Below are 25,272 nucleotides of genomic sequence, written 5' to 3' on the forward strand. Positions count from 1 at the left end.
ATTTATATTATAATAAGGTCGGTGTTGCCACTCTGTCAACCCTTGCTGTGTCTCTTTTTCTTTTCTAGCTCTTCTTTTGACGTACATCCGTATTCAGAAGCAATTTCTTCAAGAAAGCCTGGTTGATCCATTTCGTCATGTTGTTTTAGATCCATGTCACGATGTCCATTATATTGAACTCGTCCTAATTTCCTACTTAATCTCATGTTTTACATCCTTTTATCACATTTTTATTTAGTATAAACAGATTAATTTATTTTTATTAGGAAAACTGCAAGGATTTAGAACGTGACATAACGAATGGACATTCATTGGTTTTACAAAGGAGGGGAAAACACCGTTTTGAATGTTAAAAAACACAATCAAATGATTCTTCTGCTCACCTGCTTTGTTCTCATGGCAAGCACTTGGCCACTCACTTTCGTGACTGCCCAAACAGATCAAGCTGTGGTCGCAACAGATGAAATGAATGTGAGAACTGGTCCAGGTTTAAGCTACGGAATAGCAGCCGTTGTAAAACGAGGAGAAAGTTATCCGATTCTCACTGAACAAGGCGATTGGGTGCAGATCGGGCTGTCAAGCGGACAAAAGGGCTGGGTCGTCTCATGGTTGATTAAAAAATCTCCTGACGCACAAAGTACGGCTAAGTCTAAAGGAAAAGGGCAAACCGATTCAAAAAACAGCACGATCACATCGACTGCCACTGACCTTCGTATTCGAACAGGCCCAGGGACATCCTATCAAGTGATTGGGACATTTCCGCAAGGCGCATTCGCCACAAAGCTGAAGACAAGCGGCGCATGGACAAAAATTTCTTATCAGCAAACAGAAGGCTGGGTTCACTCTGATTATATTTCCAGCGGACAGACAGTCTCTAAGTCAAGTCATCCTTCTATTTCTAAACAAACAGGTACAGTAGGCGTGTCTAGCTTAAATGTCAGACAAACTGCTGCACCGAATGCACAAGTTGTGGCTTCGCTCCCTAGAAACACACAAATCACCATATTACGGGAGCAAAATGGTTGGTATGAAATTCAGGTTGGCCATCACAAAGGCTGGGTCGCAAGCTATTACATTGTCAGCAATCAAGAAAAAAGTGATGGAAACGAAAAAAGTCCATCCTCTTCGGCTACGTCTAAACAAAAAGCATACATTGTCTATGATGGAACCAATATTAGAAAAAGCGCTTCTACATCTTCGGCAATAGCAGAAAGAGCAACTAAGGGAGCTACTTATCGAATTGTTCGCACACAAGGGGATTGGTACGAAGTAGCACTATCAAACGGCGGAACAGGATTTGTCGCCGGCTGGGTCGTTCAAACAAAGAAAAACAGCAGTGAAGCACCAAGACCGCAACAAGAATCATCTTCTGGAACAGGGTCTTTAAAAGGAAAAACCATCGTTATTGATCCTGGTCACGGCGGGAAAGACGGCGGCACCATCGGAGCAGATGGCGCATTTGAAAAAAACATCACGATTAAAACCGCCAAGTTACTTGCAGACAAATTGCGAGCTTCTGGTGCAAAGGTCTACTTGACTCGAAGTGATGATACGTTTATCAGCCTTCAATCGAGGGTCGCAACCTCTCATTACCGAAATGCAGATGCATTTATTAGTATTCATTATGATAGTTTTATGGATCCAAGTGTCAGAGGAAGTACAGCTTATTATTATCAAACAGCAAAAGACCAAAGCCTAGCCACAAACGTTCATCGTGAAGTGGCAAAGCACGCCCAAATTCCAGATAAAGGCGTACAATTCGGAGATTATTTCGTTTTAAGAGAAAATAAGCGTCCTTCCCTTCTTTACGAACTCGGATATTTAAGTAACCCTCAAGAAGAAGCGGTGATTTATAGCGCCTCCTATCAAGAACGAGTCACAGAAGGAATAACAGAAGGATTAACACATTATTTCCGTTAAAAAAAGAGGCTGTTAACGCCTCTTTTCTTATATCATCCAAAAGAAAAAGACTCTAAACAAACTCACGTGAGTTTATCTACAGTCTAGGGCAAGTCTATTCTTTGCTATCCATCCATATTGTCACAGGTCCTGAATTGGTCAATGACACGTCCATCATCGCCCCAAATCGACCAGTTTCTACGTGAATTCCTTTTTCTCTAAGAGTTTCATTCAATAATTCGTAAAGTGATTTCGCTACATCTGGCTTCGCTGCTTGCATAAAATTTGGGCGCCTTCCCTTTCTTGTGTCACCATAAAGAGTAAATTGAGAAACAGACAGAATGCTTCCTTTTACATCAAGTAATGAACGATTCATTTTCCCGTTTTCGTCTTCAAAAATACGCAAATGTACCAGCTTTTCGGCTAAGTAGAGCACATCAGCTTCTGTATCTTCATGTGTGACACCAACAAGGACCATATACCCCTCATTGATGGCACCTGTGATTTCTTCTCCTATCCTCACAGAGGCATTCGTCACACGCTGCACAACAAGTCTCATAGACGGTATACTTCCTTTCTAATTCATAAATCGGCGAACAGAGTAAATGTCTTTGATTTGTTTGATACGTTCCACTACTTTGTGCAAATGGTTGATATTTTGAATAAAGATCGCCATATGAATAGTAGCTACTTTATTACGATCAGACTTCCCAGAAACAGATGAAATGTTCGTTTTTGTCTCATTGACTGCTTGAAGGACCTCATTGAGTAAACCACGTCTGTCATATCCCAATATTTCAATTTCCACATTGTATTCTTTACGGTTTTGGGCAGGTTGATCATGCTCCCACTCCACTGGGATTAAACGTTCCTTTGCTTCTCCTGTTCCTACATTAGGACAGTCCTCACGGTGAACAGAAACACCTCGACCTTTTGTAATAAACCCAACAATGCTATCGCCAGGAACAGGGTTGCAGCACTTTGATAAGCGGACGAGCAAGTTATCAATTCCCTTGACTCTGACGCCTGCTTCACGTTTTTTCCTGTGATACGGCTTCGGCTCCACCGTAACTTCTTGGACCGTTTTTTCCTGTTCTTCCTGATCTCTTTGTTTTCTTTCTTTTTCAGTTAAACGGTTTGCTACTTGGAGTGCAGTAATTCCGTTATATCCAACAGCAGCATACATGTCCTCTTCATTTGAAAAATTAAATTTATCGGCTACTTTTTGAAGATTTTCAGCTGTGAGAATATCTTTGACATCAAACTCAAGGTTTTTAATTTCTTTCTCAATGAGCTCTCGTCCTTTTTCTACATTTTCTTCACGCCGCTGCTTTTTGAAAAACTGTCTAATCTTGTGCTTCGCTTGAGAAGTTTGGGCAAGCTTTATCCAATCTTGACTTGGTCCATAGCTATGCTTTGATGTCAAAATTTCAATGATGTCGCCTGTTTTCAGCTTATGGTCGAGAGTGACCATCTTGCCATTGACCTTTGCACCTATCGTTTTATTCCCAATTTCCGAGTGAATACGATATGAAAAATCAATTGGCACAGATCCAGAAGGCAGTTCAATGACGTCTCCTTTTGGAGTAAACACAAAGACCATATCAGAAAAGAGATCGATTTTTAAAGATTCCATAAACTCTTCCGCATCTGTGGATTCATTTTGGAACTCAAGGATTTCTCTAAACCAAGACAGTTTCTTTTGGAAAACCGCTTCTTCAGTTGATTCTGCTGACTCTTTGCCTTCTTTATATGCCCAATGAGCCGCAATCCCATATTCTGCAATTTCATGCATTTCAAATGTACGGATTTGCACCTCGAGCGGATCTCCTTTTGGACCGATCACTGTCGTATGAAGGGATTGATACATGTTTGGCTTTGGCATTGCAATATAATCTTTGAATCTGCCCGGCATCGGCTTCCAGCATGTATGAATAATCCCAAGAACGGCATAGCAATCCTTAATGCTGTCAACCAAAATACGAACAGCCAACAAATCATAAATTTCATTGAATTGCTTATTTTGCAAAACCATTTTTCGATAAATGCTGTAAATATGTTTCGGTCTGCCGGAAAATTCAGCCTTAATGTTCACTTCGGACACACGGTCTTTCACTTCATTGACGACCTCGTCCAAATATTTCTCACGCTCGGCTCTTTTACGTTTCATCAGATTCACAATCCGGTAATATTGTTGCGGATTTAAATAGCGAAGCGCTGTATCTTCCAGCTCCCACTTAATTTTTGAAATCCCTAATCTATGCGCAAGCGGCGCAAAGATTTCGAGGGTTTCATTTGAAATTCTTCGCTGCTTTTCCTGTGGAAGGTGCTTGAGTGTTCTCATATTGTGAAGACGGTCTGCCAACTTTATTAAGATGACACGAATATCCTGTGCCATTGCCACGAACATTTTGCGATGGTTTTCTGCCTGCTGCTCTTCCTGTGATTTATATTTAATCTTCCCGAGCTTTGTCACACCATCAACAAGCATGGCAACTTCTTCGTTAAAATGCTCTTTTAAATCCTGTAATGTCACTTCTGTATCCTCTACCACATCGTGCAAGAAGCCGCCAGCAATGGTCGATGGATCCATTTCAAGATCAACGAGGATACCCGCCACTTGAATAGGATGGATAATATAAGGCTCACCGGATTTCCGGTATTGCTCTCTGTGTGCATTCTCAGCAAATTCATATGCACGTTCTATAAATTGAATATGTTCTGCAGACAGGTATTCTCGTGCCTTATCTATGACCTGCTGCGCTGTTAAAACTTGTTCGTTCGCCATGGAATCACCTTTTTAAATGAAAACTGTATTGTAGTTTATTATCAAGAAAAAATCGATAGATGTAAAGAGAAGAAGACCACTAAAAAAATGTTGATAGGAAAAAAGCACCCTTCTTACTGAGTGCTTTTTGCGTAAAACCTCATTAGTATTGCATTAACGTCAAGATGTCGTAGCCGTCTAGCTTCTTTCTACCGTCAAGATACGTCAACTCAATTAAGAATGCGAGCCCAGCAACAACGCCGCCTAATTCTTCTACAAGCTTAATGGATGCTTCAATTGTTCCGCCCGTTGCAAGTAAATCATCTGTAATTAATACACGCTGACCAGGACGAATCGCATCTTTATGAATCGTTAACACATCTTTACCGTATTCTAAGCCGTACTCTACTTTAATGACTTCACGAGGAAGTTTCCCTTCTTTACGAACTGGAGCAAAACCTACACCAAGTGCATATGCCACAGGGCAGCCGATAATGAATCCTCGTGCTTCAGGTCCGACAATGAGATCAATGTCTCTTTCCTTCGCATATTCAACGATTTGATCCGTTGCGTAACGATACACTTCGCCTTTATCCATTAACGTTGTAATATCTTTAAATTGTACGCCTTCCTTTGGGTAGTCAGGTACAACCGTCACATATTGTTTTAAATCCATCTTTTCCTTATCCTCCTCGTACGTCAAAGCACAGGTGAGACTTCGCTCATCATGCTATTTAGCCATTCCTTCAGCTCTTTGGCTGAGGAATATGTTAATGTTTGATCAAGTTCCATCAATCGTTGTTTTGCTGTATAGGACGCTGATGCCGTTAATTCTTTTTTAGGGGCATCAAGGACTATTGACAGCACACCATTCTCTATTTTAACAAAACCGAGCTCAAAAAACACCTTTGTCATAAAAATGATTGTATCTTTTGTCCACCCTCTATGTTTGGCTAGCTCCATTCCTTGTTCTTTGAGATGGAAACTTCCCCGTTTCAATAAGAAACCATAAAACCATTTGAATTGATCACGAGATGGGAAAGACGACATAAAGTGATCTTCTTTCCTTTGAAATATCGTATAGATTCGTGCTGGTTTTTGATCTTCTAATAGCTGCTTGAGTATGTGTGTATCCGCCGGAAAATCGGTCAGCACCACATACTTGTCATTCAAATCAAACGTTGAGACATTTTCTCCATTAACAAGGCTTAAGGGGACATTTAGTAGATCAGCGTCATGCTTTGTTTCTTCATTAAAACAAAATACAAGACGCTTCTCTGGATCGAGCGCTGACACTTTCTTTTCCCAATCTTTTTTGCCGCGCAAATCAAATAACTGCCATTCATCTACTCGGGCATCTTTTAACATGAGCTGCGGTTTTTTTCGATTGTTCCATTCATTAATCGATACTTCACCGATCACAGAAATGTGAGTTCCTGGTACAATCTCATCCTTTAATTCACCTTGATGAAAACCGACACAATCAAGAAGTGTGTCTTCGTCTTTAAGCGCCATTTTAATATGATGATGATTCGCACCGATTGTTCTTATCTCTTCCAGCTTGGCATCTTTAATCATAATAAACGGCTTTGGATTGTGCATGCCAAATGGTGACAGCATGCTGACTTCTTCAATGGCTTGAACTGTAATTTCGTCCACTTTACAAATAGCATCGACCCGCTGAATCGGAATAAAATCTTCCTCTGTCAACGCCTCATTTGCATATTGGTTCAGTCTTTCTCTAAGTAATGGAACATCATCTGCTTGAAGAGTCATGCCTGCTGCCATTGGATGACCGCCGAAATGCGGCAGGATGTCACGACATTTGCTCAAATGGAAAAACAGATCAAATCCCGGAATACTCCGTGCAGATCCTTTCGCCATTTGCGTCTCTTCATCAATCCCAAGTACAATCGCTGGGCGAGAAAATTTATCGGTCAATTTAGAGGCAACAATCCCAACAACACCTGGATTCCAGCCAGCCTTGGCCACAACGATCGCAGATTGGTCGCCCTCATCAGCTTCTACCATCTGAATGGCTTCTTCTGTGATTGTACTCACGATTTTTTGACGTTCTTTGTTGAGCTCTTGTACAAAACGAGCCAGCTCTTCTGCTTCGTCCATATCCTCTGTCATCAGCAGATGGACAGCTTGGTCTGCTTGTTCAATGCGTCCAACCGCATTAATTCTTGGTGCTATTTGAAAGCCAATGGTATCTTCGTCTGCTTCTTCAAGAGAGACTCCTGCTTCTTTCATTAAAGCTTTAAGCCCCGGTCTGTTGGACTTACGCAACTGCACGATCCCCTTTTTAGCCAGCCATCTATTTTCATCATGTAGCGGTACAAGGTCAGCAATCGTTCCAATGGCTACAAGATCTAATAGCTGAGCCGGCACTTCGCCAAGAAGGGCATGAGCCACCTTAAAGGCCACACCAACTCCTGCCAGCTCTTTAAACGGATACACGCAGCCAGGCTGTTTTGGGTGGACGATGGCAAGCGCCTCAGGCAGTTCTTCGCCTGGTTCATGATGATCTGTGATGATTAAATCTAGTCCAATTTCCTTTGCAATACGTGCTTCCTTTACAGCGGCAATGCCTGTATCGACCGTGATCACAAGCGATGCCCCCTGCTCCTTGATATATCGAAAGGCCTGTTCATTGGGCCCATAGCCTTCCTTAAATCGATCTGGAATATAAAAATCCACTTTCGCTGATCGCTCTTTTAATGTATGTAATAGCACAGACGTACTGGTCACACCATCTGCATCATAGTCTCCGAAGATCACGATCGATTCCTGCTCTTCGATCGCTTTATTGATGCGCTCTACTGCTTCTTTCATGCCTTTTAATAAAAATGGATCATGAAAATCCGCTTTTTGATCAAATAAAAAAGACCTCGCTTCATCTACTTCTTCGAGTCCTCTTTTTACAAGAAGCGTTGCAGTCAGCGCTGAAATATTCAGATTTTCAGAGAGTGATTTCACTTTTTCTTCGCTTGGATGTTCATATTCCCAGCGCATTTTGGATAATAACATAAATTCACCCCTCAACCACACTATTATACTAGAGTGGACTGAGGGGTTTCAATTTTTATTTTATGAATTGTGCTGGATAATTACTTTTCCTTTTGGTCAAAAGAAGCCGTCTGTTCTTTTAAAGAAGATGTGACATTTGATTTCTTTTGAGTATCTTTGTCCAACTTTTTTGTAGAAGTAGCTGCGGCTGTTGAAGCGGCTACATGCTCAGCTTTTAACGCTTTTAGTTCACGCTTGAGCTTAAAAATCTGAAAAATTCCTCCAAAAGCCACAATTAAGCCGCCCATAAGAACGGAGACAATAATGACGAGGATCAGCGGCCATTCAGCCGTTCCAAATAAGTAGTCTACTTGCACAGGTCGGACATTAATCACAGCAAATACTGAGACAATTAATACAAAAATAAATGCTAGTATAATGGTCCATTGTTGTTTATTCATCTACATTTCCCCCAAGCTTTTTCTTTTATTCTTCCCTATTCTCTATCCTTTTTAAACACGGAAAGACAACAGCGGAAGAGATTCTGTCAGCAAGGGAACGATTAGCTGCTGAGTTTTTCTTTAATGAGATTCTTTAATTCTTTTCTTTCTCCAGAAATGACAAGGGTATCCCCTTCTTCAATGACCGTTTCTGGTCCTGGGTTTAACATCTTCTCATGTGATTTTTTCACAATGGCGATGACTGTTACTTGATCATTTTGGTGAACATTGAGGTCTCCAATCGTCTGCTGAACAGCTGGTGCGTTCTTTTCAATCTTGAACCATTCAATCATGAGCTCATCAATTGCCACCTCAACCGTTTCAAGTGCCTTTGGTTTATACACCATGCCGCCTAAAATAGCTGAGATTTGTCTTGCTTCCTCATCGTTCAACAAGATGCCAGAGATGCATTCTTCGTGATCGTCCTCTTGGAAATGATACATTTCTCTTCTACCGTCATCATGTGTAATGATGGCAAGTTTTTCATTATTTCTTGTGATCATTTCGGTTTTGTGACCGATACCTGGCAGTTCAGTTTCCCGAACCTTCATAACAGCCCCTCCAATGAATAAAGCGAAATGCCTCATATGGACACTTGCTTTCTATACTGATCTAAACGTATGCCATTATAGCAAAAGACCATTACAAGATCAACGAAACCTGAAATTATTTTTGAAAAAAGAAAAAGGGCTAAAATAAAAAGCATTTTAGCCCTTTGTCATCTTTTCAGCGTGTATTTGAAAACCCTTGTAGTCTAGGAAGACCCGATCTACTTGTGCGGAGCGAATGAAATATTCGTGAGCACCAGCGCTTAAGGATCTGACAACGAATGCAAGGGGTTGTCTACACGCTGAGACTGCCATAAGGCAGCCTTTGAAGATCAAATATCTTGTTCTGTTTCTATCTTAGCTGGTTTCTTCAGCTCACGACCTTTCCATATAAGCCAAATTTGCGCTGCAATATAAAGAGATGAATACACCCCTGTTAATAATCCGACAAGCAAGGCAATGGAGAAGTTCGCAATAGATGCTGATCCAAAGATAAGCAATGCGATCACAACAACAAGTACAGTGAGCACTGTATTGACAGATCGCGTAAAGGTTTGCTGTAAACTTAAGTTCACAATATATGATAAATCTTCAATGGTTTTCGGTTTGCGTTTCTTCATTTGTTCACGGACCCTGTCGAAAGTTACGATCGTGTCATTGATGGAGTATCCTATGACCGTAAGTATGGCCGCAATGAAGGTAACATCTACCTCTAACCGCGTAATACTAAAGAAGGCGACAATAAAGAATGCATCGTATAGCAGAGAAATGATGGATGCAATCGCCATTTTATATTCAAAACGGAAGGATACATACAAAATGATCCCGATTGAAGCAATAATGACAGCATATAAAGCATTACGAGCAAGTTCTTTTCCGACAGTCGGAGAAACAGTACTTACATTCGGTTCTGTGCCGTATTTATCTTTGAAGTAATCTTTCACTTCTGCAATCTTTTCTTTATTAGGCACACCGACAAATCGGGCCGCTGCCTGATTCTCTTTTTGACCAGATAATACAACGCTATCTGTATCAAGATCTAGCTTTTTAAAGTCTTGCTCAATTTGTGTGGTGGATAGCTTATGATCGCTTTGAATATCAATTCTTGTCCCACTGGCAAAGTCAATACCAGCATTGAGCTTGAAAATAGAAAGAACAATGATACCAGCGATGGTGACAGTCGCTGAAAAGATCATAAAGCCTTTTCGTTTGCTGACAAAATCCCATTTATCAAATGGTGTTTTCGGTTCGGTATGTTCCGTTGTTTCGTGGATGTCGATCATGTCCTTTTTACGAACACCAAACCAGCCTTTTTTACGATCAAGAGCACGACTTTCAACAAGCAATCCAAGCAAGAACCTTGATAGGAATACAGCTGTGATAAAGCTTGTTAAGATTGATAGGATCAGCATCGTTGCAAATCCTTTGACAGAGCTTGTACCAAAGAAAAAGAGTACGCCCCCTGCAATAATACTCGTCAAGTTGGCATCAAAGATGGTCGCAAATGATCTGCGGTTCCCTGCCCTGAAAGCAGAACGGACAGATTTACCGAGCTTGAGCTCCTCTTTTATCCGCTCATATGTGATAATGTTCGCATCAACAGCCATTCCTACACCAAGAATCAGTGCTGCAATTCCAGGGAGTGTCATCACCGCACCCATCCAGTCAAACACTTGCAAGGTAATATAGATGTATGCAGACAGCGTAATAATAGCAACAAGACCAGGCAGTCGATAGTAGAGCAACATAAATAAGAAGATAATTGCAATTCCTACAATTCCTGCAAACACCGTTTCTTTCAGTGCCTGTTCACCAAATTGTGCACTCACAGATGTTGAATATTTTTCAGTTAATTTCACTGGCAATGCCCCAGCATTTAAAATGCTCGCAAGGTCTTTTGCTTCTTGGACAGTAAAGTTTCCTTCAATTTGTACGTCACTGCTGTTAATTTCTTGATTGACATTAGGAGCAGACACATACTTATGATGTGCTTTTGTGACTTCTTTTTTGAAGGAATCGCCTTTATGGTAATCAAGCCAAATGACAAGCTGATTATTCGGCGCCATGGCCGCCACTTTTTTCGTCACGTCACCAAATTTTTTCGCATCTTTTAGTTTTACAGTGACAATCGGTTCATTCGTTTGATTGAATGTCTGCTTTGCACCGTTTTCTACAAGATCCGATCCATTAAGGAGCTCTTTATCATTCGTATCTCTGAAGGAAAGCTGCGCTTCAGTTGAAAGAATCTCCCTTGCCCTGTTTTGATCTTTTACTCCCGCGAGCTGAACACGGATTCGGTTATTGCCTTCAATTGAGATATTCGGCTCACTTACACCAAGCACATTGGCTCTGCGGTTTAAAGCCTCAACGGTACTGACAAGAACACCATTTGTGATCTTGTCACCTTTTTTCACTGGGTGCACATCATATAGGACTTCAAATCCACCTTGTAAATCCAGCCCTAGTGTAATATTATTCGCAACAGGCTTTGTCAGATAGCCCACAATCGTTCCAATTAACAGAACCACTAAGAAAAACGCAAGAATGCGCCCTTTTTTCATTATGTATTTCCTCCTTAAACACCTGAATCCATGGCTTATTTCAACAGTTCATCTAGCATATTCTTGCCATCTTCACTGCCTAAAATAGCAGACGTTTTAAACGACTGAACGGTTGCATAGTTCATAAATTCGCCAATCTTCACAGATAAAATATCTGTGGCCAATTCATGAATCGAATACTCTCGTTTTTTCTTCCACTTCTTTTTCTCTAAGTATGACCATAATTCCTCTAAATCTACATCTTTATAACCCAAAATGATGAATTCTTCAAGCTTACTGACCAGAAAAGGCTTTAAATGATCTTTGTATATAGCAGCCGGATGTTGTTCCAATGTAAGGCTCCCCCTTTTCATTTTTTTATCGAGAGACTTGTCATGCTTGGACGATATACACGCATATCTTATTGTATATGATTCTATGTCGTTTGAGAAGGCAGGTGATCTGTGATTTGACGAAGCAAACGTTTTTAAGAGGAACGATTATTTTAATTTTAGCCGGTTTTATCACTAGAGTATTGGGTTTTGTGAATCGAATTGTGATTGCAAGGTTCATTGGCGAAGAAGGTGTCGGACTTTATATGATGGCAGCGCCAACCTTTTTTCTTGCCGTTACTTTGACACAATTTGGATTGCCTGTCGCAATCAGTAAGCTTGTCGCAGAGGCAGAAGCGCGGGGTGACAAACAAAAAACAAAACGCATTCTGGTCATATCACTTGCGATCACAGGAACACTCAGCCTGATTTTCACACCGCTCTTTTTGTGGTTTGCCCCTATTATGGCAGAAAAGATGCTGACAGATCCTAGAACTGTGTATCCACTGCTTGCTATTACACCGGTTGTGCCGATTATTGCCATATCCAGTGTATTGCGAGGCTACTTCCAAGGCAGACAGCAGATGAGCCCACTTGCAATATCTCAGGTGCTGGAACAGGTGGCAAGAATTTCACTTGTGGCCATATGTACAACGGCTTTCCTTCCTTATGGCATTGAATATGCGGCAGCTGGTGCGATGATTTCATCTGTCATTGGAGAGATGATTTCACTGGCTTACCTCATGATCGCCTTTCGTTATAAAAAAACGATCCGTATTCGAAAGCAATTCTTTCAGGCTATTCATGACGGGAAGGACACGTTTAAGCAACTAATGAACATTGCCTTGCCTACAACAGGGAGCCGCTTTATTGGCAATATTTCTTGGTTTTTAGAGCCCATAGTTGTCGCACAAAGCCTTGCCATTGCCGGATATGCAGCCGTTGAAGCCACTAGACAGTACGGAGAATTGACTGGACTTGCGCTCACCCTTCTAACACTCCCAAGTTTTATTACGTATTCTCTATCCACAGCCCTCGTCCCAGCAATCAGTGAAGGAATGGAGCAAAACAAACGCAAAACGGTGGAATACCGGCTGAAGCAGGCGATGCGCCTTTGTTTACTAAGCGGAGGGATGTCATGCATTATTCTCTTTGTTTATGCAGAGGACTTAACCATAATGATGTATGGCTCATCGCATGCAGCGATCTATGTGAAGTTCATGGCCCCTTTTTTTCTTCTTTATTATTTTCAAGGACCTTTGCAAGCGGTTCTCCAAGCATTAAATTTAGCCGGTGCAGCGATGACAAACAGTTTGATTGGGGCAGTTGTTAAAACAGGCATGATCTTTATCCTTGCTTCTCAGCCAAGCTTCGGCATTATGGGGGCTGCACTTGCGATACTAATTGGCATCGTGCTCGTCACATTACTCCATGCGGCAACTGTCGGAAAGGTTTTGCCCATTCATTTACCTCTTAGAGAATATGGCACTTGCGTCTTTGTGATTTTAGGTACAGGGGGAGTCAGTATGTGGCTGAAGCATCAGGTAAATGGAGTTTTTTCAGCCCCTTTAGAGCTTGTGATGCTCATTGCCATGACATGCATGCTGTATGTCATTCTATTAATCTGTCTTGGCCTCATTACGCGAGAAGAGCTGCGCCGCATTCCGTTCATAGGGAGGCTGTTCTAACTTCAGCTCTTCTTTCTCACTTCATCTTTCAAGTCAATATAAAATGTCTTTTGATTAAAGCTGCAAAATGATACCTCATCAAGTTGGTGATACCCTCTTTTAGCAAGTTCATCTCTCAGCCACTGTTCATTTTTATTGATTTGTTTGAGATGGTCATGTTGAACCACACCGTCTGCAATGAGAGGAAGCTCAAGTGCTGCATGTTTGCGTTTGTTTTCTTTTTCTACGACAGATAGCTTTCCTGAGGGTTCTAATATCGCATAGGATACATCCTGAATACTATCTATGTTATTTTCTCTAAGCTGTAACATCAGATCATCAAAGTTGTATCGCTGTTTTCTCATTGCTCCCTCATCGATCTTTCCATTAATTATGATCAATGAGGGCTTGCCATCAAGAAAACGCCGTATGCTTTGAAACTTTAATGAGAGATAGGCAAGTGTCATTTGAAGGATCGTTAAAAGCAGAATCGGCCAAATTGTATGTAACATGTGATCCTCTACTTCTTCTATAGCTAGCACCGCAATTTCAGCGATCATCATAAAAATGACAAGATCTAAAATACTAAGCTCTCCAATTTCCCTTTTTCCCATTAAACGAAAGATAAACCATATGAGAAAATATAGAATGATCGTCCGAATTGAGATGAGTAAGATGTCCTGCATGTTGGTCGCATCCTCCTTCTTCCACTATAGCTTGTGTCAAAACACTTTATTTATGTAGAAAAGAAAGCCAGTGTTTTTATGCAGAGAAACATGTCTATTTTTCCTCCGAGATGAATACATTTTAGTAAAAAGACAGGCTTCTGTTAATTGGAGAGGAGACGAATCAAATGCAGGAAACAAAACAGATAGGAAAAGGAATTTTATCAGGCTTAGTTGCCATTTTTGTAATAATGATTGTCACAAGTTTACTTGTGTCACTCTTGCTCACCTTTACAAGTATGCAGGAATCGTCGTTTACATGGATGATTATGATATTGTCCTTTGCAGCGCTTTTTCTAGGAGGAATCATTTCGGGGGGAAAAGCGAAGGAGCGAGGCTGGCTCATTGGCGCCATGACTTCTTTTATTTTTTCTCTTACTGTCTTCTTATTTCAGTATTTAGGATTTGGAGAAACCTTTTCACCAGAACAATTGATATATCATGCCGCCTTTTTAGGTATTTGCATGCTGGGCGGAATGATCGGCGTCAATCTTCGAGGCAAATAAAAAAAGAGCGTACAATTCGCTCTTTTTCTATTGCTATGTATTGAAGGATTAGCCTTTATCAACTAATTCTCTAATAGCACGACGGTCGAAAGTTAAACGGTTGTTTTCGCTCGTTTTGATGACCACTTTTGATTCATCGATTGAGTCGATCTCACCGTGTAAGCCTCCGATTGTGACGATTTTATCGCCTTTTGATAATGATTGCTGCATCTGACGCACAGCTTTTTGTTGCTTTTGCTGTGGACGGATTAACAAGAAATAAAGCACAGCAAACATGACAACAATCATAATGATTGAACCCATACCACCATCCATTTTATCTCACCCCTTTCTAAATGATTGTAAAGCCTTCGTTTATGCGTTAAAAGTTTTTTGCATTCGGTTTGTTGAAACCGTAACGCTCAAAAAACTCTTCTTTAAAATCACCTAAACGATCCTCACGGATAGCTTCTCTCACTTGCTCCATTAATTTTAACAGAAAATGAAGATTATGATAAGTTGTTAATCGAATACCAAAAGTTTCATTCGTACGGATTAAGTGTCTAATATATGCACGTGTATAGTTTTTGCACGTATAACAATCACAATTCTCATCAATTGGTCTGAAATCACGTGCATATTTTGCATTTTTCACGACAAGTCGTCCTTCACTTGTCATGAGCGTACCATTTCTTGCAATCCTCGTTGGCAGTACACAGTCAAACATGTCTACGCCGCGAATGGCTCCATCAATCAATGAATCTGGTGAGCCTACGCCCATTAAATATCTTGGCTTATCTGCTGGCAAAAATGGGGTTGTGAATTCGAGTACACGGTTCATCACATCTTTTGGTTCACCTACTGATAATCCTCCAATAGCATATCCAGGGAAATCAAGTGAAACAAGATCTTTCGCACTTTGTTTACGAAGCTCTTCGTATTCTCCTCCTTGGACAATACCAAACAGCCCTTGGTCCTCTGGACGTTGGTGTGCTGTCAAGCAGCGCTCTGCCCACCTGCTTGTCCGTTCAACAGATCGTTTCATATAATCGTATTCAGCTGGATATGGTGGACATTCATCAAATGCCATCATAATATCAGATCCGAGCGCATTTTGAATCTCCATCGCTTTTTCAGGAGAAAGAAATAGCTTATCTCCGTTTAAGTGATGACGGAAGTGAACACCTTCTTCTTCAATCTTTCTAAATTCACTGAGAGAAAAGACTTGGAACCCGCCAGAATCAGTGAGAATAGCGCGATCCCAGTTCATAAACTTGTGCAGGCCACCTGCCTCTTTCACAATGTCATGGCCTGGGCGAAGCCATAGATGATAAGTGTTACTTAAAATAATGCCTGCATCCATCGCTTTTAGCTCTTCAGGCGCCATTGTTTTCACTGTAGCAAGTGTACCTACTGGCATAAACACAGGCGTTTCAAAGGAGCCGTGCGGTGTATGAACTCGCCCAAGACGCGCACCTGTTTGTTTGCATGTTTTCATGAACTCATAACGTATCGGTATTTGCGACAAAATGAGCCCTCCTGTCTTTGATGTATGATTTTATTGAATCAGCATGGCATCGCCAAAACTGAAGAATCGATACTCCTCTTTCACTGCTTCATTGTAAGCATGCAACACATGCTCTCGTCCAGCTAACGCACTGACGAGCATAATTAAGGAGGACTTCGGCAGATGGAAGTTGGTAATCATTCCGTCGATTGCCCGAAACGTATAGCCAGGATAAATAAAGATAGATGTCCAGCCGCTTGATGCGTGAAACACACCATCATGCGCACTTGCAATGGTTTCAAGTGTTCTTGTCGAAGTGGTTCCAACCGATATTATGCGGCCTCCTTCTTTGCGGACTCGATTGAGTACTTCAGCCGTTTCTTCATTCATCTCGTAAAACTCTGCATGCATTTCATGTTCTTCAATGTGCTCAGCACTGACTGGGCGAAAAGTTCCAAGCCCTACATGCAGGGTGATAAAAGCGATATGGACGCCCTTTGCTCTTAAAGCATCTAGTAGTTCTGTTGTAAAGTGAAGACCAGCAGTAGGTGCAGCCGCAGAACCAACCTCTTTAGAATATACCGTTTGATAGCGTTCACGATCGTCAAGCTGCTCCTTAATATAAGGCGGAAGTGGCATTTCTCCAAGCGATTCAAGCACTTCATAAAAAATACCTGTATACTGGAATTCGACTTTTCTTCCGCCATGTTCCAATTCCTCCGTACAAACCGCTTTTAAACGCCCATCACCAAATGTGATGACTGTTCCTTTTTTCACACGTTTCGCTGGTTTCACAAGCGTCTCCCATGTATCCCCTTCCTCCTGTGTTAGCAGAAGAACTTCCACTTTTGCACCTGTATCTTCCTTTGTACCGAACAGCCGTGCAGGCAACACACGTGTGTTATTTAAGACGAGACAATCACCCTTGTGAAAATAATCAGTAATCTGCGAAAATGTTGCGTGTGTGATCGCACCTGTTTCTTTATTTAATACCATCAGTCTTGATGCATCTCGCTTTTCAAGCGGGACCTGTGCAATCAATCTTTCTGGTAAATCAAAATCAAATAGTTCTAATTTCATTTCCTTCACCTATTCTGTAGTTAACTAGTTAATGTTATTTCATCCGTCCAAATATATTCAATAAAATGGTTAGCACAATGCTAATGACAATACACGTAATAACAGGAAAAAAGAACGTCACATTCCCTTTTTTCACAAAAATATCACCGGGAAGCTTTCCAACCAATTGAAACATAAGACCTGCGGCAAAAAGGACGCCACCTAAGATCATCAATATTTTAGGAAATTCAGTCACAAGCAGGACCCTCCATTTGAAAGTGTTCATACGCTTCTCTTGTGACGATCCGCCCTCTCGGTGTTCTTTGCAGGAACCCAATTTGCAGTAGATACGGTTCGTACACATCCTCAATCGTATGTGATTCTTCTCCAATCGTCGCTGAGATCGTATCAAGTCCAACAGGACCGCCTCTAAACTTCTCAATCATACTTAAAAGCAACTTATGGTCAATATGGTCTAACCCAAGGCGATCGACTTGAAGACGTTCAAGTGCATCTTCTGCAATGTCCTGTGTGATGACATGATTTCCAAGCACCTGCGCAAAATCTCTGACCCTTCTCAGCAAACGATTGGCTACCCTCGGTGTTCCCCTAGAACGTCTCGCAATCTCTTCAGCTGAGCGAATGTCAATACCGATATCAAATAACTCTGCTGTTCGTGCAACGATATGCGCTAAATCTCTTTGCTCATAGTATTCCAATCTTGCATGTACGCCAAACCTGTCTCGAAGCGGTGCAGTTAAAAGTCCGACACGTGTCGTTGCGCCCACAAGTGTAAATGGTGGTAAATCAAGCCGAACAGAACGTGCTGTATCTCCTTTTCCAATAACGATGTCTAGACAGAAGTCTTCCATCGCTGGATACAGCACTTCTTCTATGGAACGCTGGAGACGATGTATTTCATCAATAAAAAGAACGTCACCAGGTTCAAGTGAAGTCAAGATGGCTGCCAAATCACCAGGACGCTCGATGGCAGGTCCAGATGTCGTACGCAACTGTACATTCATTTCATTTGCAATGATAGACGCAAGCGTAGTTTTCCCAAGTCCAGGCGGTCCGTATAAAAGGACGTGATCTAGCGTTTCCTGCCTCATTCGGGCAGCTTCGATAAATACACTGAGGTTATCCTTTACTTTTTGCTGACCAATATACTGGCTAAGTGTCTGTGGTCGCAGACTTTGCTCAATGGCTGATTCATGGTTTTCTGCTTCAGTTGAGACGAGCCGTTCATCCATGAGACATCACCTTATTTCAACATTTTTTGTAAAGCTTTTTTTACATATTGATCGGTTGTCAAATTCTTCTCTTCTTTCAATAATGGAAGGACTTTTTTAATTTCACGATCGCCATATCCAAGGACACCTAAGGCTTCAAGTGCTTCATCTAGTGCTGTTTGTTCCTCCCTCTTGATATGGTCCTCGTGGTTAAACAAGTTGCCAATCATTTCCGGCACCACATCAGCAAGCTTCCCTTTGAGATCAAGAATGATCTGTCGCGCTGTTTTTTTGCCAACGCCAGGGAATTTAATGAGGAAGGCTTCGTCCTCACGTTCTATCGCTGAAATGACAGATCCAGGATCTCCGGAAGCAAGAATCGCAAGTGCACCCTTTGGTCCAATACCTGTCACATTTAACAATTTTGTAAACAACGCTTTTTCTGCTCTTGTCGAAAATCCATATAACGAAAAAGCGTCTTCCTTTATGTAATGATACGTATAAATGGTTTCTTGTTTTTTCACTTTAAAGACAAACGGGTTTGGGGTATACACTTGATATCCTACGCCGCCGTTTTCAATAACAACATATTGAGGGCATACATAATCAATGGTCCCTTTCACAAACTCTATCACCGATTTCACCTCTTTGACTGTTCTTCATTGTAACATAAAACGAAGAGAAAACCGCAATAAAAGTTAACATATGTTCGCTCAAAACCTTTTTGAAAAAGATCCAAGAAAAACAGCTTGCGGTCTTCACATCAGCAAGCTGTTTTTCCCTCTCTAATATGAGATTTCATTTCGATAAGGCTTCATCACCTCAAGCACATGCTCAAATTCATCTTTTGTGCGAAAAGGAATGCCATTTTGCAACTGCTCCTCAACATGACTTTCTAAACGGGACGTATCAATTTGAAAAAAAAGATGAACAGGCTCCGCCCAGACATCTGGCCTTCCATGAAACGTTGAAATGACACCGCCTTCTGATAATCCGATATATCCGTTCGCTTTACTTAAAGGAGAGATATCATCCATTTGTTTTCTAAAAAGGGCAAAATCTGCTCTTTGTTCGACCAATGTCCAGCCTTTATATTGCTTCCAAAATGTTTCTCTTTTTTCCAATGATGTTTGATGTCTTTCAATACTCACATCACCGTCTAAATATACTTTTTCAAGCTGAACGGTCATTGTTTTTGGTTGCCTTTGCAAGTGTTCTTTTCCTTCCATATCCGTTGCGAAGAAAAGTATACTTGTCATTATGAGTCCTGTGAGAAAACATTTCATATTCACTTTCAATATTTACACCTCTTTAGAACATGAGATCGATTCATGACATATGTAGTTTGACCCATTTTTCTATACATTAACCAAATCGAATGAACTGGTTCTTTTAAGAGTAATTCATTGTACACTTCTTTCGTAAGTGTTATGTTTTATACAATACACCGTTATGCTGAATGATTCTGTTTTTTCATCATTCGTTTTTAGCCGCATAAACTGATACCAAAGAAGGTGAAATCCATGACAGAAGCAAAAAGATTAGCCGAATCTATTCAGTATCATGAAGAAAACCGCTTTAATAAGCTTGTCACAAAACCGACAGAGCTTGAGCTGTGCGGCAAAGGAAGAAGTGCCTATGTATTCTCATACAAAAAAGACGACCAGAAGATGGCGCTGAAAGTTTTTTTTCCTTCTTGTCAAAAGATTGCCCAAAAAGAGGCAGCTATTTACGAAAAACTTTCCGGTTCCCCCTACTACCCTGCGATTTATGAGTCAGGTGATCAGTATATTTTAATGGAATATATTAAAGGCTACACTTTTTATGAATGCCTGACAAAAGGGATTCCGATTAAGAAACATATGATTGAACAGGTGGATGAAGCATTAGAAGAAGCGCGTCAGAAAGGGTTAAACCCTTCAGATATTCACTTACGTAATCTCATCTTAACGAAAGAAGGTCGCGTCCGTGTAATTGATGTCGCTCGCTTCACACAAACGAAAACATGTCATCAATGGGATGACTTAAAAGCCGCTTACGCCTACTATCAAAAACCTTTTTTTCCAAAAAAAGCGCCGCGCCTATGGCTTGAAATGATTGCGTATTTGTATAAAAAGAACTGGTTCTTTCGTCATCAAATGACCAAGAGAAATGATTTCTTATCATAACAAAAGCCACTCGAATGAGGAGCGGCTTTTGGTGTTTTATTTTGTTTCAACATGAATACTATTAACATTTAATAGATTGATGATGTCATCATTGAGCTTAAACCAATGATTTGCTTCCTCGATTTTTTTATACACATCATAGGTAGCTGGTCGTTTCAACTCGAACTCAAGCACTTCCCCATTGTTCATATGAAATGTTACCTTAAATACTTTCATTATAAGATCACCTTCCACTTTTTCTTGATCGCTCATTGAATTGGATTAGCTCTTTTCATTCATTCTCTATTTAAACCGTTTCCCCTGCTTCTTTGCTTTTAAACACAAGATGTTTACATTTTGTTTAAATTCTCGCAAAACAGCCACTCATCTGACTTTAATGTAGTATATTGTTTAAAAAGTGTTTCATGAAACGGAAGAAAAACCGAGCACCGTCTAAAGAAAATAAAGCAGTGTGGTTTCATCTAGTAGATGCCTTTATAGAATGGTCATTGCACTTAGGACGTTCTTTCATGTAGTCATAAGAGCTTTCATCCGTTTTATAAAACCTCGCACCAAACGAGTGAGAGGTTCTTTTTTATGGTTGATAAATCTGACTTCCTTGACTGATAAATTCTTTTGCCTTCTTCTCCATCTCTTTTTGTACTTGATCGGATTGATGCCTGATGTCATGAGAGATTTTCATGCTGCAAAATTTCGGTCCACACATGGAGCAAAAATGAGCCGTTTTAGCACCTTCAGCCGGCAGTGTTTCATCATGAAATGCAAGTGCTCGTTCTGGATCAAGAGAAAGGTGGAATTGATCTCGCCATCTAAATTCAAACCTAGCCTTCGATAATGCATCATCACGTTTTTGAGCAGCAGGATGACCTTTTGCTAAATCAGCTGCATGTGCTGCAATTTTATAGGCGATAACCCCCTCTCTCACATCCTCTTTATTCGGAAGACCTAAATGCTCTTTTGGTGTCACATAACATAGCATAGCCGTTCCATACCAGCCGATCATGGCGGCACCGATTGCTGATGTAATATGATCATATCCAGGGGCAATATCTGTTGTAAGCGGTCCTAATGTATAAAAAGGTGCCTCTTTGCAAATCTCCATCTGCAAATCTACATTCTCTTTTATTTTATCCATAGGGATATGTCCCGGTCCTTCAATCATGACCTGTACGTCATGTTTCCATGCGATATCAGTCAATTCTCCTAAAGTTCTTAGCTCTGCAAACTGGGCTTCATCATTCGCATCGGCAATCGATCCTGGTCTCAGCCCATCTCCAAGTGAAAATGCAATATCATACGTTTTCATGATTTCACAGATTTCCTCAAAGTGGGTATATAGAAAGTTTTCTTTATGATGGGCCAGACACCACCTCGCCATAATGGCACCGCCCCTTGAGACAATACCTGTTACCCTGTCTACTGTTAACGGAATATACCTTAATAGCACACCTGCATGAATCGTAAAGTAGTCTACACCCTGCTCTGCTTGTTCAATTAAAGTGTCTCTGTACACTTCCCACGTCAAATCTTCTGCCACTCCGTTGACTTTTTCAAGTGCCTGATAAATCGGGACAGTTCCTACAGGGACAGGGCAATTCCGAATAATCCATTCTCTCGTTGTATGAATGTCCTTTCCAGTAGATAAGTCCATCATTGTATCTGCTCCCCATCTAATGGCCCATGTCATCTTCTCTACCTCTTCTTCAATAGAAGAGGTCACCGCTGAATTCCCAATATTCGCATTAATTTTGACATGAAAGTTCTTGCCGATAATCATTGGCTCACTTTCAGGATGGTTGATATTTGCTGGAATGACCGCTCTTCCGCTGGCCACTTCCTCTCTCACAAATTCTGGACTTAACTGCTCCCTAATCGCAATAAATTCCATTTCTGGGGTGATGATCCCTTTTTTCGCATAATGCATTTGTGTCACACATGCACCTTTTTTTGCCCGGAGCGGTGAATGGGAAAATTTTGTATTATCCATATTCAATTGATTTTCCTTGAGACGATATCCATTATCTTCTGGTTTCACAATACGCCCTTCGTAAGATTCTGTGTCTTCTCTTTCTGCGATCCATGCCGCTCTCATTCGTTTCAATCCCTTTGTGACATCAATCTCAACGTTTTCATCCGTATATGGTCCACTTGTATCATAGACGCGAAGTGGTTCATTTTGTGTTTCACCAGTTTGAGTCACCGTATTTGAGAGTGTAATTTCCCTTTTCGGCACTAAAATGTCAGGTCTTGAGCCTTGCTCATATACCTTTTTACTGCCGTCAAAGCTTGACATAAATGGTTGGTTTGACTGTAAAATTGTTTTTCGTTTCATTTGCTGTTCTCCCCTTCTCTTAATCAGTAAAAGGACAGGATTGAATCAGCACCAGCAAAAAACCAGGCTCTTGTTTAGAACCTGGTTAGTCGTCAGAACAAACATGAATGTCATTTCAATGACTCATGTATTATCTTCAACTTCCCCACGCTGGTACGAGCCAGATCAGGTCCAAAGGGTTAAGAAGCCTCACTTCTCTCTCAGCCCTATGAAAGGGCACCCCTAGTTACTTTTATTTACTTCCACATCAGTGTAGCATAGGTGCAAAATGAAAAAAAGAACATTCAGGAAAATAGTTCCTATTTCCTATACACAATTTCAATAGAACACTTTCTCATTACAAGAAAAGTCATGAATTAGACAATAATGAAGTGAATCTCCATTATTGGCAAAAATCCACTACTCCAATTTACTGTTATTTAAGGGTTAAGGTTTGTTTTTAATGAAAAGGCTAAAGTACAAAATGTCATGAACACTTTGTCTTTAGCCTTTTCATTTTTAACACTTGTTATCGCGTCATGCCTGTTTGACCTGTTTCAAATTGAGTTCTTCTCATGTCACGAAAACGTGTAAATACGCCTTCATCTTTGAAGACTTGTACAGATCTTCCATCCGCATAGCGATTGGCTGCTTCTTCTATTTGGGATATTCCCTTTGATGTGAGACGTCCATCCGATTTAATGGCAATATACACATTTTCATCTGTTACCATTACTTGTGAGTCTGCCACGTGGTTCATTTTATTGACACGGTTTGCAATTTTTCTTGAACGCTGAACATTCTCTTGTTTATCATATCCAGAGAACGACATTTGTTGATGATAATTCATGTCTCCATGACTATAGCGTCCATCTCCGCCAGTGAGCGGCATTCTGGATTGATCATCTGTTTGAGTTTGAGGACGTGCACGGTTATCAACATTCGTTGTATTTTCTCTCATGCCTTCCATGAGCTCGGAAACTGGTCCTTGATGATCTTGATGATTTTCTGTCGACTGTTGATTTGAATGATAACCAACAGGTTGACCTGATTGATTATAGCGTGTATCTACACCCGCATTGTCATTTGCACCACATGCAGTTAAACCAATGGGAAGAAGCAATAATGCGATCGTTGTTTGCCATTTTTGTTTCAAACGAAAAACCCCCTGTGCTAATTCAATCTCATGAGCGCAAAACAGGCTCTTTTTTAGCATGCACAGTTGAGGAGAAAAACAAGCTGGCATTTATAAACTAAAAAAGGAACGATTGAGATCGTCCCTTTGTTCACTAATCTTCTTCGTCTTCTTCTGGTCTTGCGAAAACAGATTGATTTGGATTTTGCTGCATGGGATGCTGCGGATATGCACCCATTTGTCCATAAGGAACAGGGTTTGGATAATATCCCATCCATGGTTGATGATGTTGTTGCTTCATGCCATCATCACAGCCACAGTCTTCCTTGCCATACGCTTCATTTGGTCCATTTGGATAAAAACCTTGATTCATGTTGGCATTTGCATTTGGATGCATATGATGATGCAAATGGTGTCCATCATTTACTTGATGTTCATAATTTTCTCCATAATAAGCTGGCGCTTGATATGCCGGATAGTATGGCTGAGCATGGTAAGGATACGGCATCATATGATGATAATACGGTTGAACGGGATAACAAAATCCTGAACCCGGTAAAATAGGTGAAGCAGGTACTAATTGCTGTGGATATGGATACATAGCAGGCGGCGTATAACTGCCATAACCATAATAAGGATCATACTGCTCATGATGATGTTGGTGATGATCTTTATTTTCAGCCATTCCCCCTACATTCGCTCCTCCTACATTCGGCATTTGCGGGAAATTAGGCAGATTTGGGTCATTGTTATGTTCCATGTTTTTCCCCTCCTCTTTTTGTTGTGGAATATGAATGAACGGATCATATCCCTTAGCCACCTCATCTTTTTCATGCTCTTTATGTTCATGATGAAAATGGTCCTTGTGATCCTTTTTCTCATGAACATCATCTTTCTTTTCATGATAGTGATCTTTTTTCTCATGATGTTCTTTTTTTGGAGGAGGCGTGAATGGTTGATAAAGATTGGTCTGATAATAGTTCACATCTACTTGCGGGAAAACTGGCTGTTCTATCTTTGGGACTGGCGGTACATACGGAACCGGCTCATTTGGCTTTTCTTTAGGCGTTGTGTCTTGAACTTGAACGACATCCTTAGGCTTTTCTTTCACATACGGATGTTCTTTAGGCTTTGGCATTTCTTTTGCTTTGTGCTGATCTGTTTTCACAGGGACACCACTAGATGGAATCTTAATTTTCATACCAGGCATAATCAAATCTGGATTACTGAGCTGTGAATTTAGTTTTTTCAATTCTTGAAAGTCGACTCCATATTTCTTAGAAATTTTCCAAAGGGAGTCTCCTTTTTGCACAATATGAATTTTCAACGTTTTCCCCTCCTATGCAAAACGTGAACGTATCGGTTATGTCAGAAGTACAATATGT

General features: G+C 40.8%; 25 protein-coding genes and 1 riboswitch. Of the genes, 4 read left to right on the top strand and 21 right to left on the bottom strand.

Going from position 1 to position 25,272, the window contains the following annotated elements; all coding sequences use genetic code 11:
- Nucleotides 1-35: 35 nt before the first annotated feature.
- On the bottom strand, nt 36-206 hold the full coding sequence (locus ACIQCE_RS12250; RefSeq protein WP_353855100.1) for a YrzK family protein: 171 nt from the start codon (nt 204-206) through the stop codon (nt 36-38).
- Between the two features lie 160 nt (nt 207-366).
- On the opposite strand from ACIQCE_RS12250, the gene ACIQCE_RS12255 reads away from it, so the two are divergent.
- Nucleotides 367-1,920 carry an N-acetylmuramoyl-L-alanine amidase family protein gene (locus tag ACIQCE_RS12255; RefSeq protein WP_400495339.1) on the top strand — a complete coding sequence of 518 codons (1,554 nt, stop codon included), beginning with the start codon at nt 367-369 and terminating at the stop codon, nt 1,918-1,920.
- Nucleotides 1,921-2,014: 94 nt separating this feature from the next.
- Here ACIQCE_RS12255 and dtd read toward each other — a convergent pair whose 3' ends face one another.
- The 8 genes from dtd to ACIQCE_RS12295 form a co-directional block, all read right to left on the bottom strand.
- Nucleotides 2,015-2,458 carry a D-aminoacyl-tRNA deacylase gene (gene dtd, locus ACIQCE_RS12260; protein ID WP_353855098.1) on the bottom strand — a complete coding sequence of 148 codons (444 nt, stop codon included), beginning with the start codon at nt 2,456-2,458 and terminating at the stop codon, nt 2,015-2,017.
- An 18-nt stretch (nt 2,459-2,476) separates the two neighbouring features.
- Nucleotides 2,477-4,687, bottom strand: a complete 2,211-nt coding sequence (locus tag ACIQCE_RS12265) for a RelA/SpoT family protein (protein WP_353855097.1) — start codon at nt 4,685-4,687, stop codon at nt 2,477-2,479.
- Nucleotides 4,688-4,829: 142 nt separating this feature from the next.
- Nucleotides 4,830-5,342 (bottom strand): adenine phosphoribosyltransferase, encoded by a 513-nt coding sequence (locus ACIQCE_RS12270; RefSeq protein WP_353855096.1) that lies wholly within the window; start codon nt 5,340-5,342, stop codon nt 4,830-4,832.
- A 23-nt stretch (nt 5,343-5,365) separates the two neighbouring features.
- Nucleotides 5,366-7,699 (bottom strand): single-stranded-DNA-specific exonuclease RecJ, encoded by a 2,334-nt coding sequence (recJ, locus tag ACIQCE_RS12275; RefSeq protein WP_400495229.1) that lies wholly within the window; start codon nt 7,697-7,699, stop codon nt 5,366-5,368.
- A gap of 80 nt (nt 7,700-7,779) precedes the next feature.
- Nucleotides 7,780-8,139, bottom strand: coding sequence for a LapA family protein (locus ACIQCE_RS12280; RefSeq protein WP_400495230.1), 360 nt, complete (start codon nt 8,137-8,139; stop codon nt 7,780-7,782).
- Nucleotides 8,140-8,240: 101 nt separating this feature from the next.
- Nucleotides 8,241-8,729 carry a cation:proton antiporter regulatory subunit gene (locus ACIQCE_RS12285; protein WP_400495231.1) on the bottom strand — a complete coding sequence of 163 codons (489 nt, stop codon included), beginning with the start codon at nt 8,727-8,729 and terminating at the stop codon, nt 8,241-8,243.
- Nucleotides 8,730-9,058: 329 nt separating this feature from the next.
- The gene (gene secDF, locus ACIQCE_RS12290; RefSeq protein WP_400495232.1) at nt 9,059-11,287 is read right to left on the bottom strand and encodes a protein translocase subunit SecDF; all 2,229 of its coding nucleotides are present in this window, start codon (nt 11,285-11,287) and stop codon (nt 9,059-9,061) included.
- Between the two features lie 35 nt (nt 11,288-11,322).
- Entirely contained in the window at nt 11,323-11,619 is a 297-nt protein-coding gene (locus ACIQCE_RS12295; RefSeq protein WP_400495233.1) for a post-transcriptional regulator, read from the bottom strand.
- A 116-nt stretch (nt 11,620-11,735) separates the two neighbouring features.
- Between ACIQCE_RS12295 and spoVB the strand changes: the two genes are divergently transcribed.
- The gene (gene spoVB / locus ACIQCE_RS12300; protein ID WP_400495234.1) at nt 11,736-13,286 is read left to right on the top strand and encodes a stage V sporulation protein B; all 1,551 of its coding nucleotides are present in this window, start codon (nt 11,736-11,738) and stop codon (nt 13,284-13,286) included.
- Nucleotides 13,287-13,288: 2 nt separating this feature from the next.
- Here spoVB and ACIQCE_RS12305 read toward each other — a convergent pair whose 3' ends face one another.
- Nucleotides 13,289-13,951, bottom strand: a complete 663-nt coding sequence (locus ACIQCE_RS12305) for a DUF421 domain-containing protein (RefSeq protein WP_400495235.1) — start codon at nt 13,949-13,951, stop codon at nt 13,289-13,291.
- Nucleotides 13,952-14,118: 167 nt separating this feature from the next.
- Here ACIQCE_RS12305 and ACIQCE_RS12310 point away from each other — a divergent pair, with 167 nt between their 5' ends.
- Entirely contained in the window at nt 14,119-14,496 is a 378-nt protein-coding gene (locus tag ACIQCE_RS12310; RefSeq protein ID WP_353855088.1) for a TIGR04086 family membrane protein, read from the top strand.
- Between the two features lie 48 nt (nt 14,497-14,544).
- Here ACIQCE_RS12310 and yajC read toward each other — a convergent pair whose 3' ends face one another.
- The 7 genes from yajC to ACIQCE_RS12345 all read right to left on the bottom strand — a co-directional run bounded on the left by yajC (nt 14,545) and on the right by ACIQCE_RS12345 (nt 19,559).
- On the bottom strand, nt 14,545-14,811 hold the full coding sequence (gene yajC / locus ACIQCE_RS12315; RefSeq protein WP_353855087.1) for a preprotein translocase subunit YajC: 267 nt from the start codon (nt 14,809-14,811) through the stop codon (nt 14,545-14,547).
- A gap of 46 nt (nt 14,812-14,857) precedes the next feature.
- A complete protein-coding gene (gene tgt, locus ACIQCE_RS12320) occupies nt 14,858-16,003 on the bottom strand; it encodes a tRNA guanosine(34) transglycosylase Tgt (RefSeq protein ID WP_400495236.1) in 1,146 nt (381 codons plus the stop codon).
- A gap of 30 nt (nt 16,004-16,033) precedes the next feature.
- Entirely contained in the window at nt 16,034-17,062 is a 1,029-nt protein-coding gene (gene queA / locus ACIQCE_RS12325) for a tRNA preQ1(34) S-adenosylmethionine ribosyltransferase-isomerase QueA (protein WP_400495237.1), read from the bottom strand.
- Nucleotides 17,063-17,096: 34 nt separating this feature from the next.
- Nucleotides 17,097-17,297, bottom strand: coding sequence for a DUF2905 domain-containing protein (locus tag ACIQCE_RS12330; protein WP_353855084.1), 201 nt, complete (start codon nt 17,295-17,297; stop codon nt 17,097-17,099).
- Entirely contained in the window at nt 17,290-18,294 is a 1,005-nt protein-coding gene (ruvB, locus tag ACIQCE_RS12335; protein WP_400495238.1) for a Holliday junction branch migration DNA helicase RuvB, read from the bottom strand. Before ruvB ends, ACIQCE_RS12330 begins: the two co-directional genes overlap by 8 nt.
- An 11-nt stretch (nt 18,295-18,305) precedes the next feature.
- Nucleotides 18,306-18,908, bottom strand: coding sequence for a Holliday junction branch migration protein RuvA (ruvA, locus tag ACIQCE_RS12340; protein ID WP_400495239.1), 603 nt, complete (start codon nt 18,906-18,908; stop codon nt 18,306-18,308).
- A gap of 150 nt (nt 18,909-19,058) precedes the next feature.
- Nucleotides 19,059-19,559 carry a BofC C-terminal domain-containing protein gene (locus tag ACIQCE_RS12345; RefSeq protein WP_400495340.1) on the bottom strand — a complete coding sequence of 167 codons (501 nt, stop codon included), beginning with the start codon at nt 19,557-19,559 and terminating at the stop codon, nt 19,059-19,061.
- A gap of 237 nt (nt 19,560-19,796) precedes the next feature.
- Between ACIQCE_RS12345 and ACIQCE_RS12350 the strand changes: the two genes are divergently transcribed.
- On the top strand, nt 19,797-20,441 hold the full coding sequence (locus ACIQCE_RS12350; protein ID WP_400495240.1) for a protein kinase family protein: 645 nt from the start codon (nt 19,797-19,799) through the stop codon (nt 20,439-20,441).
- Nucleotides 20,442-20,477: 36 nt separating this feature from the next.
- Here the strand turns inward: ACIQCE_RS12350 and ACIQCE_RS12355 are convergent, their stop codons facing one another.
- The 4 genes from ACIQCE_RS12355 to safA all read right to left on the bottom strand — a co-directional run bounded on the left by ACIQCE_RS12355 (nt 20,478) and on the right by safA (nt 25,214).
- Nucleotides 20,478-20,657: a hypothetical protein gene (locus ACIQCE_RS12355; RefSeq protein ID WP_400495241.1), complete on the bottom strand. Its 180-nt coding sequence runs from the start codon at nt 20,655-20,657 to the stop codon at nt 20,478-20,480.
- A 358-nt stretch (nt 20,658-21,015) separates the two neighbouring features.
- Entirely contained in the window at nt 21,016-22,773 is a 1,758-nt protein-coding gene (gene thiC / locus ACIQCE_RS12360; protein WP_400495242.1) for a phosphomethylpyrimidine synthase ThiC, read from the bottom strand.
- A gap of 125 nt (nt 22,774-22,898) precedes the next feature.
- Nucleotides 22,899-23,007, bottom strand: a riboswitch (TPP riboswitch).
- A gap of 274 nt (nt 23,008-23,281) precedes the next feature.
- A complete protein-coding gene (locus ACIQCE_RS12365) occupies nt 23,282-23,908 on the bottom strand; it encodes a YhcN/YlaJ family sporulation lipoprotein (RefSeq protein WP_400495243.1) in 627 nt (208 codons plus the stop codon).
- A 133-nt stretch (nt 23,909-24,041) separates the two neighbouring features.
- Entirely contained in the window at nt 24,042-25,214 is a 1,173-nt protein-coding gene (safA, locus tag ACIQCE_RS12370; RefSeq protein ID WP_400495244.1) for a SafA/ExsA family spore coat assembly protein, read from the bottom strand.
- Between the last annotated feature and the right edge of the window lie 58 nt (nt 25,215-25,272).

The organism is Bacillus sp. NPDC093026, from assembly GCF_044754665.1.
Taxonomy (GTDB): domain Bacteria; phylum Bacillota; class Bacilli; order Bacillales; family Bacillaceae; genus Bacillus; species Bacillus maqinnsis.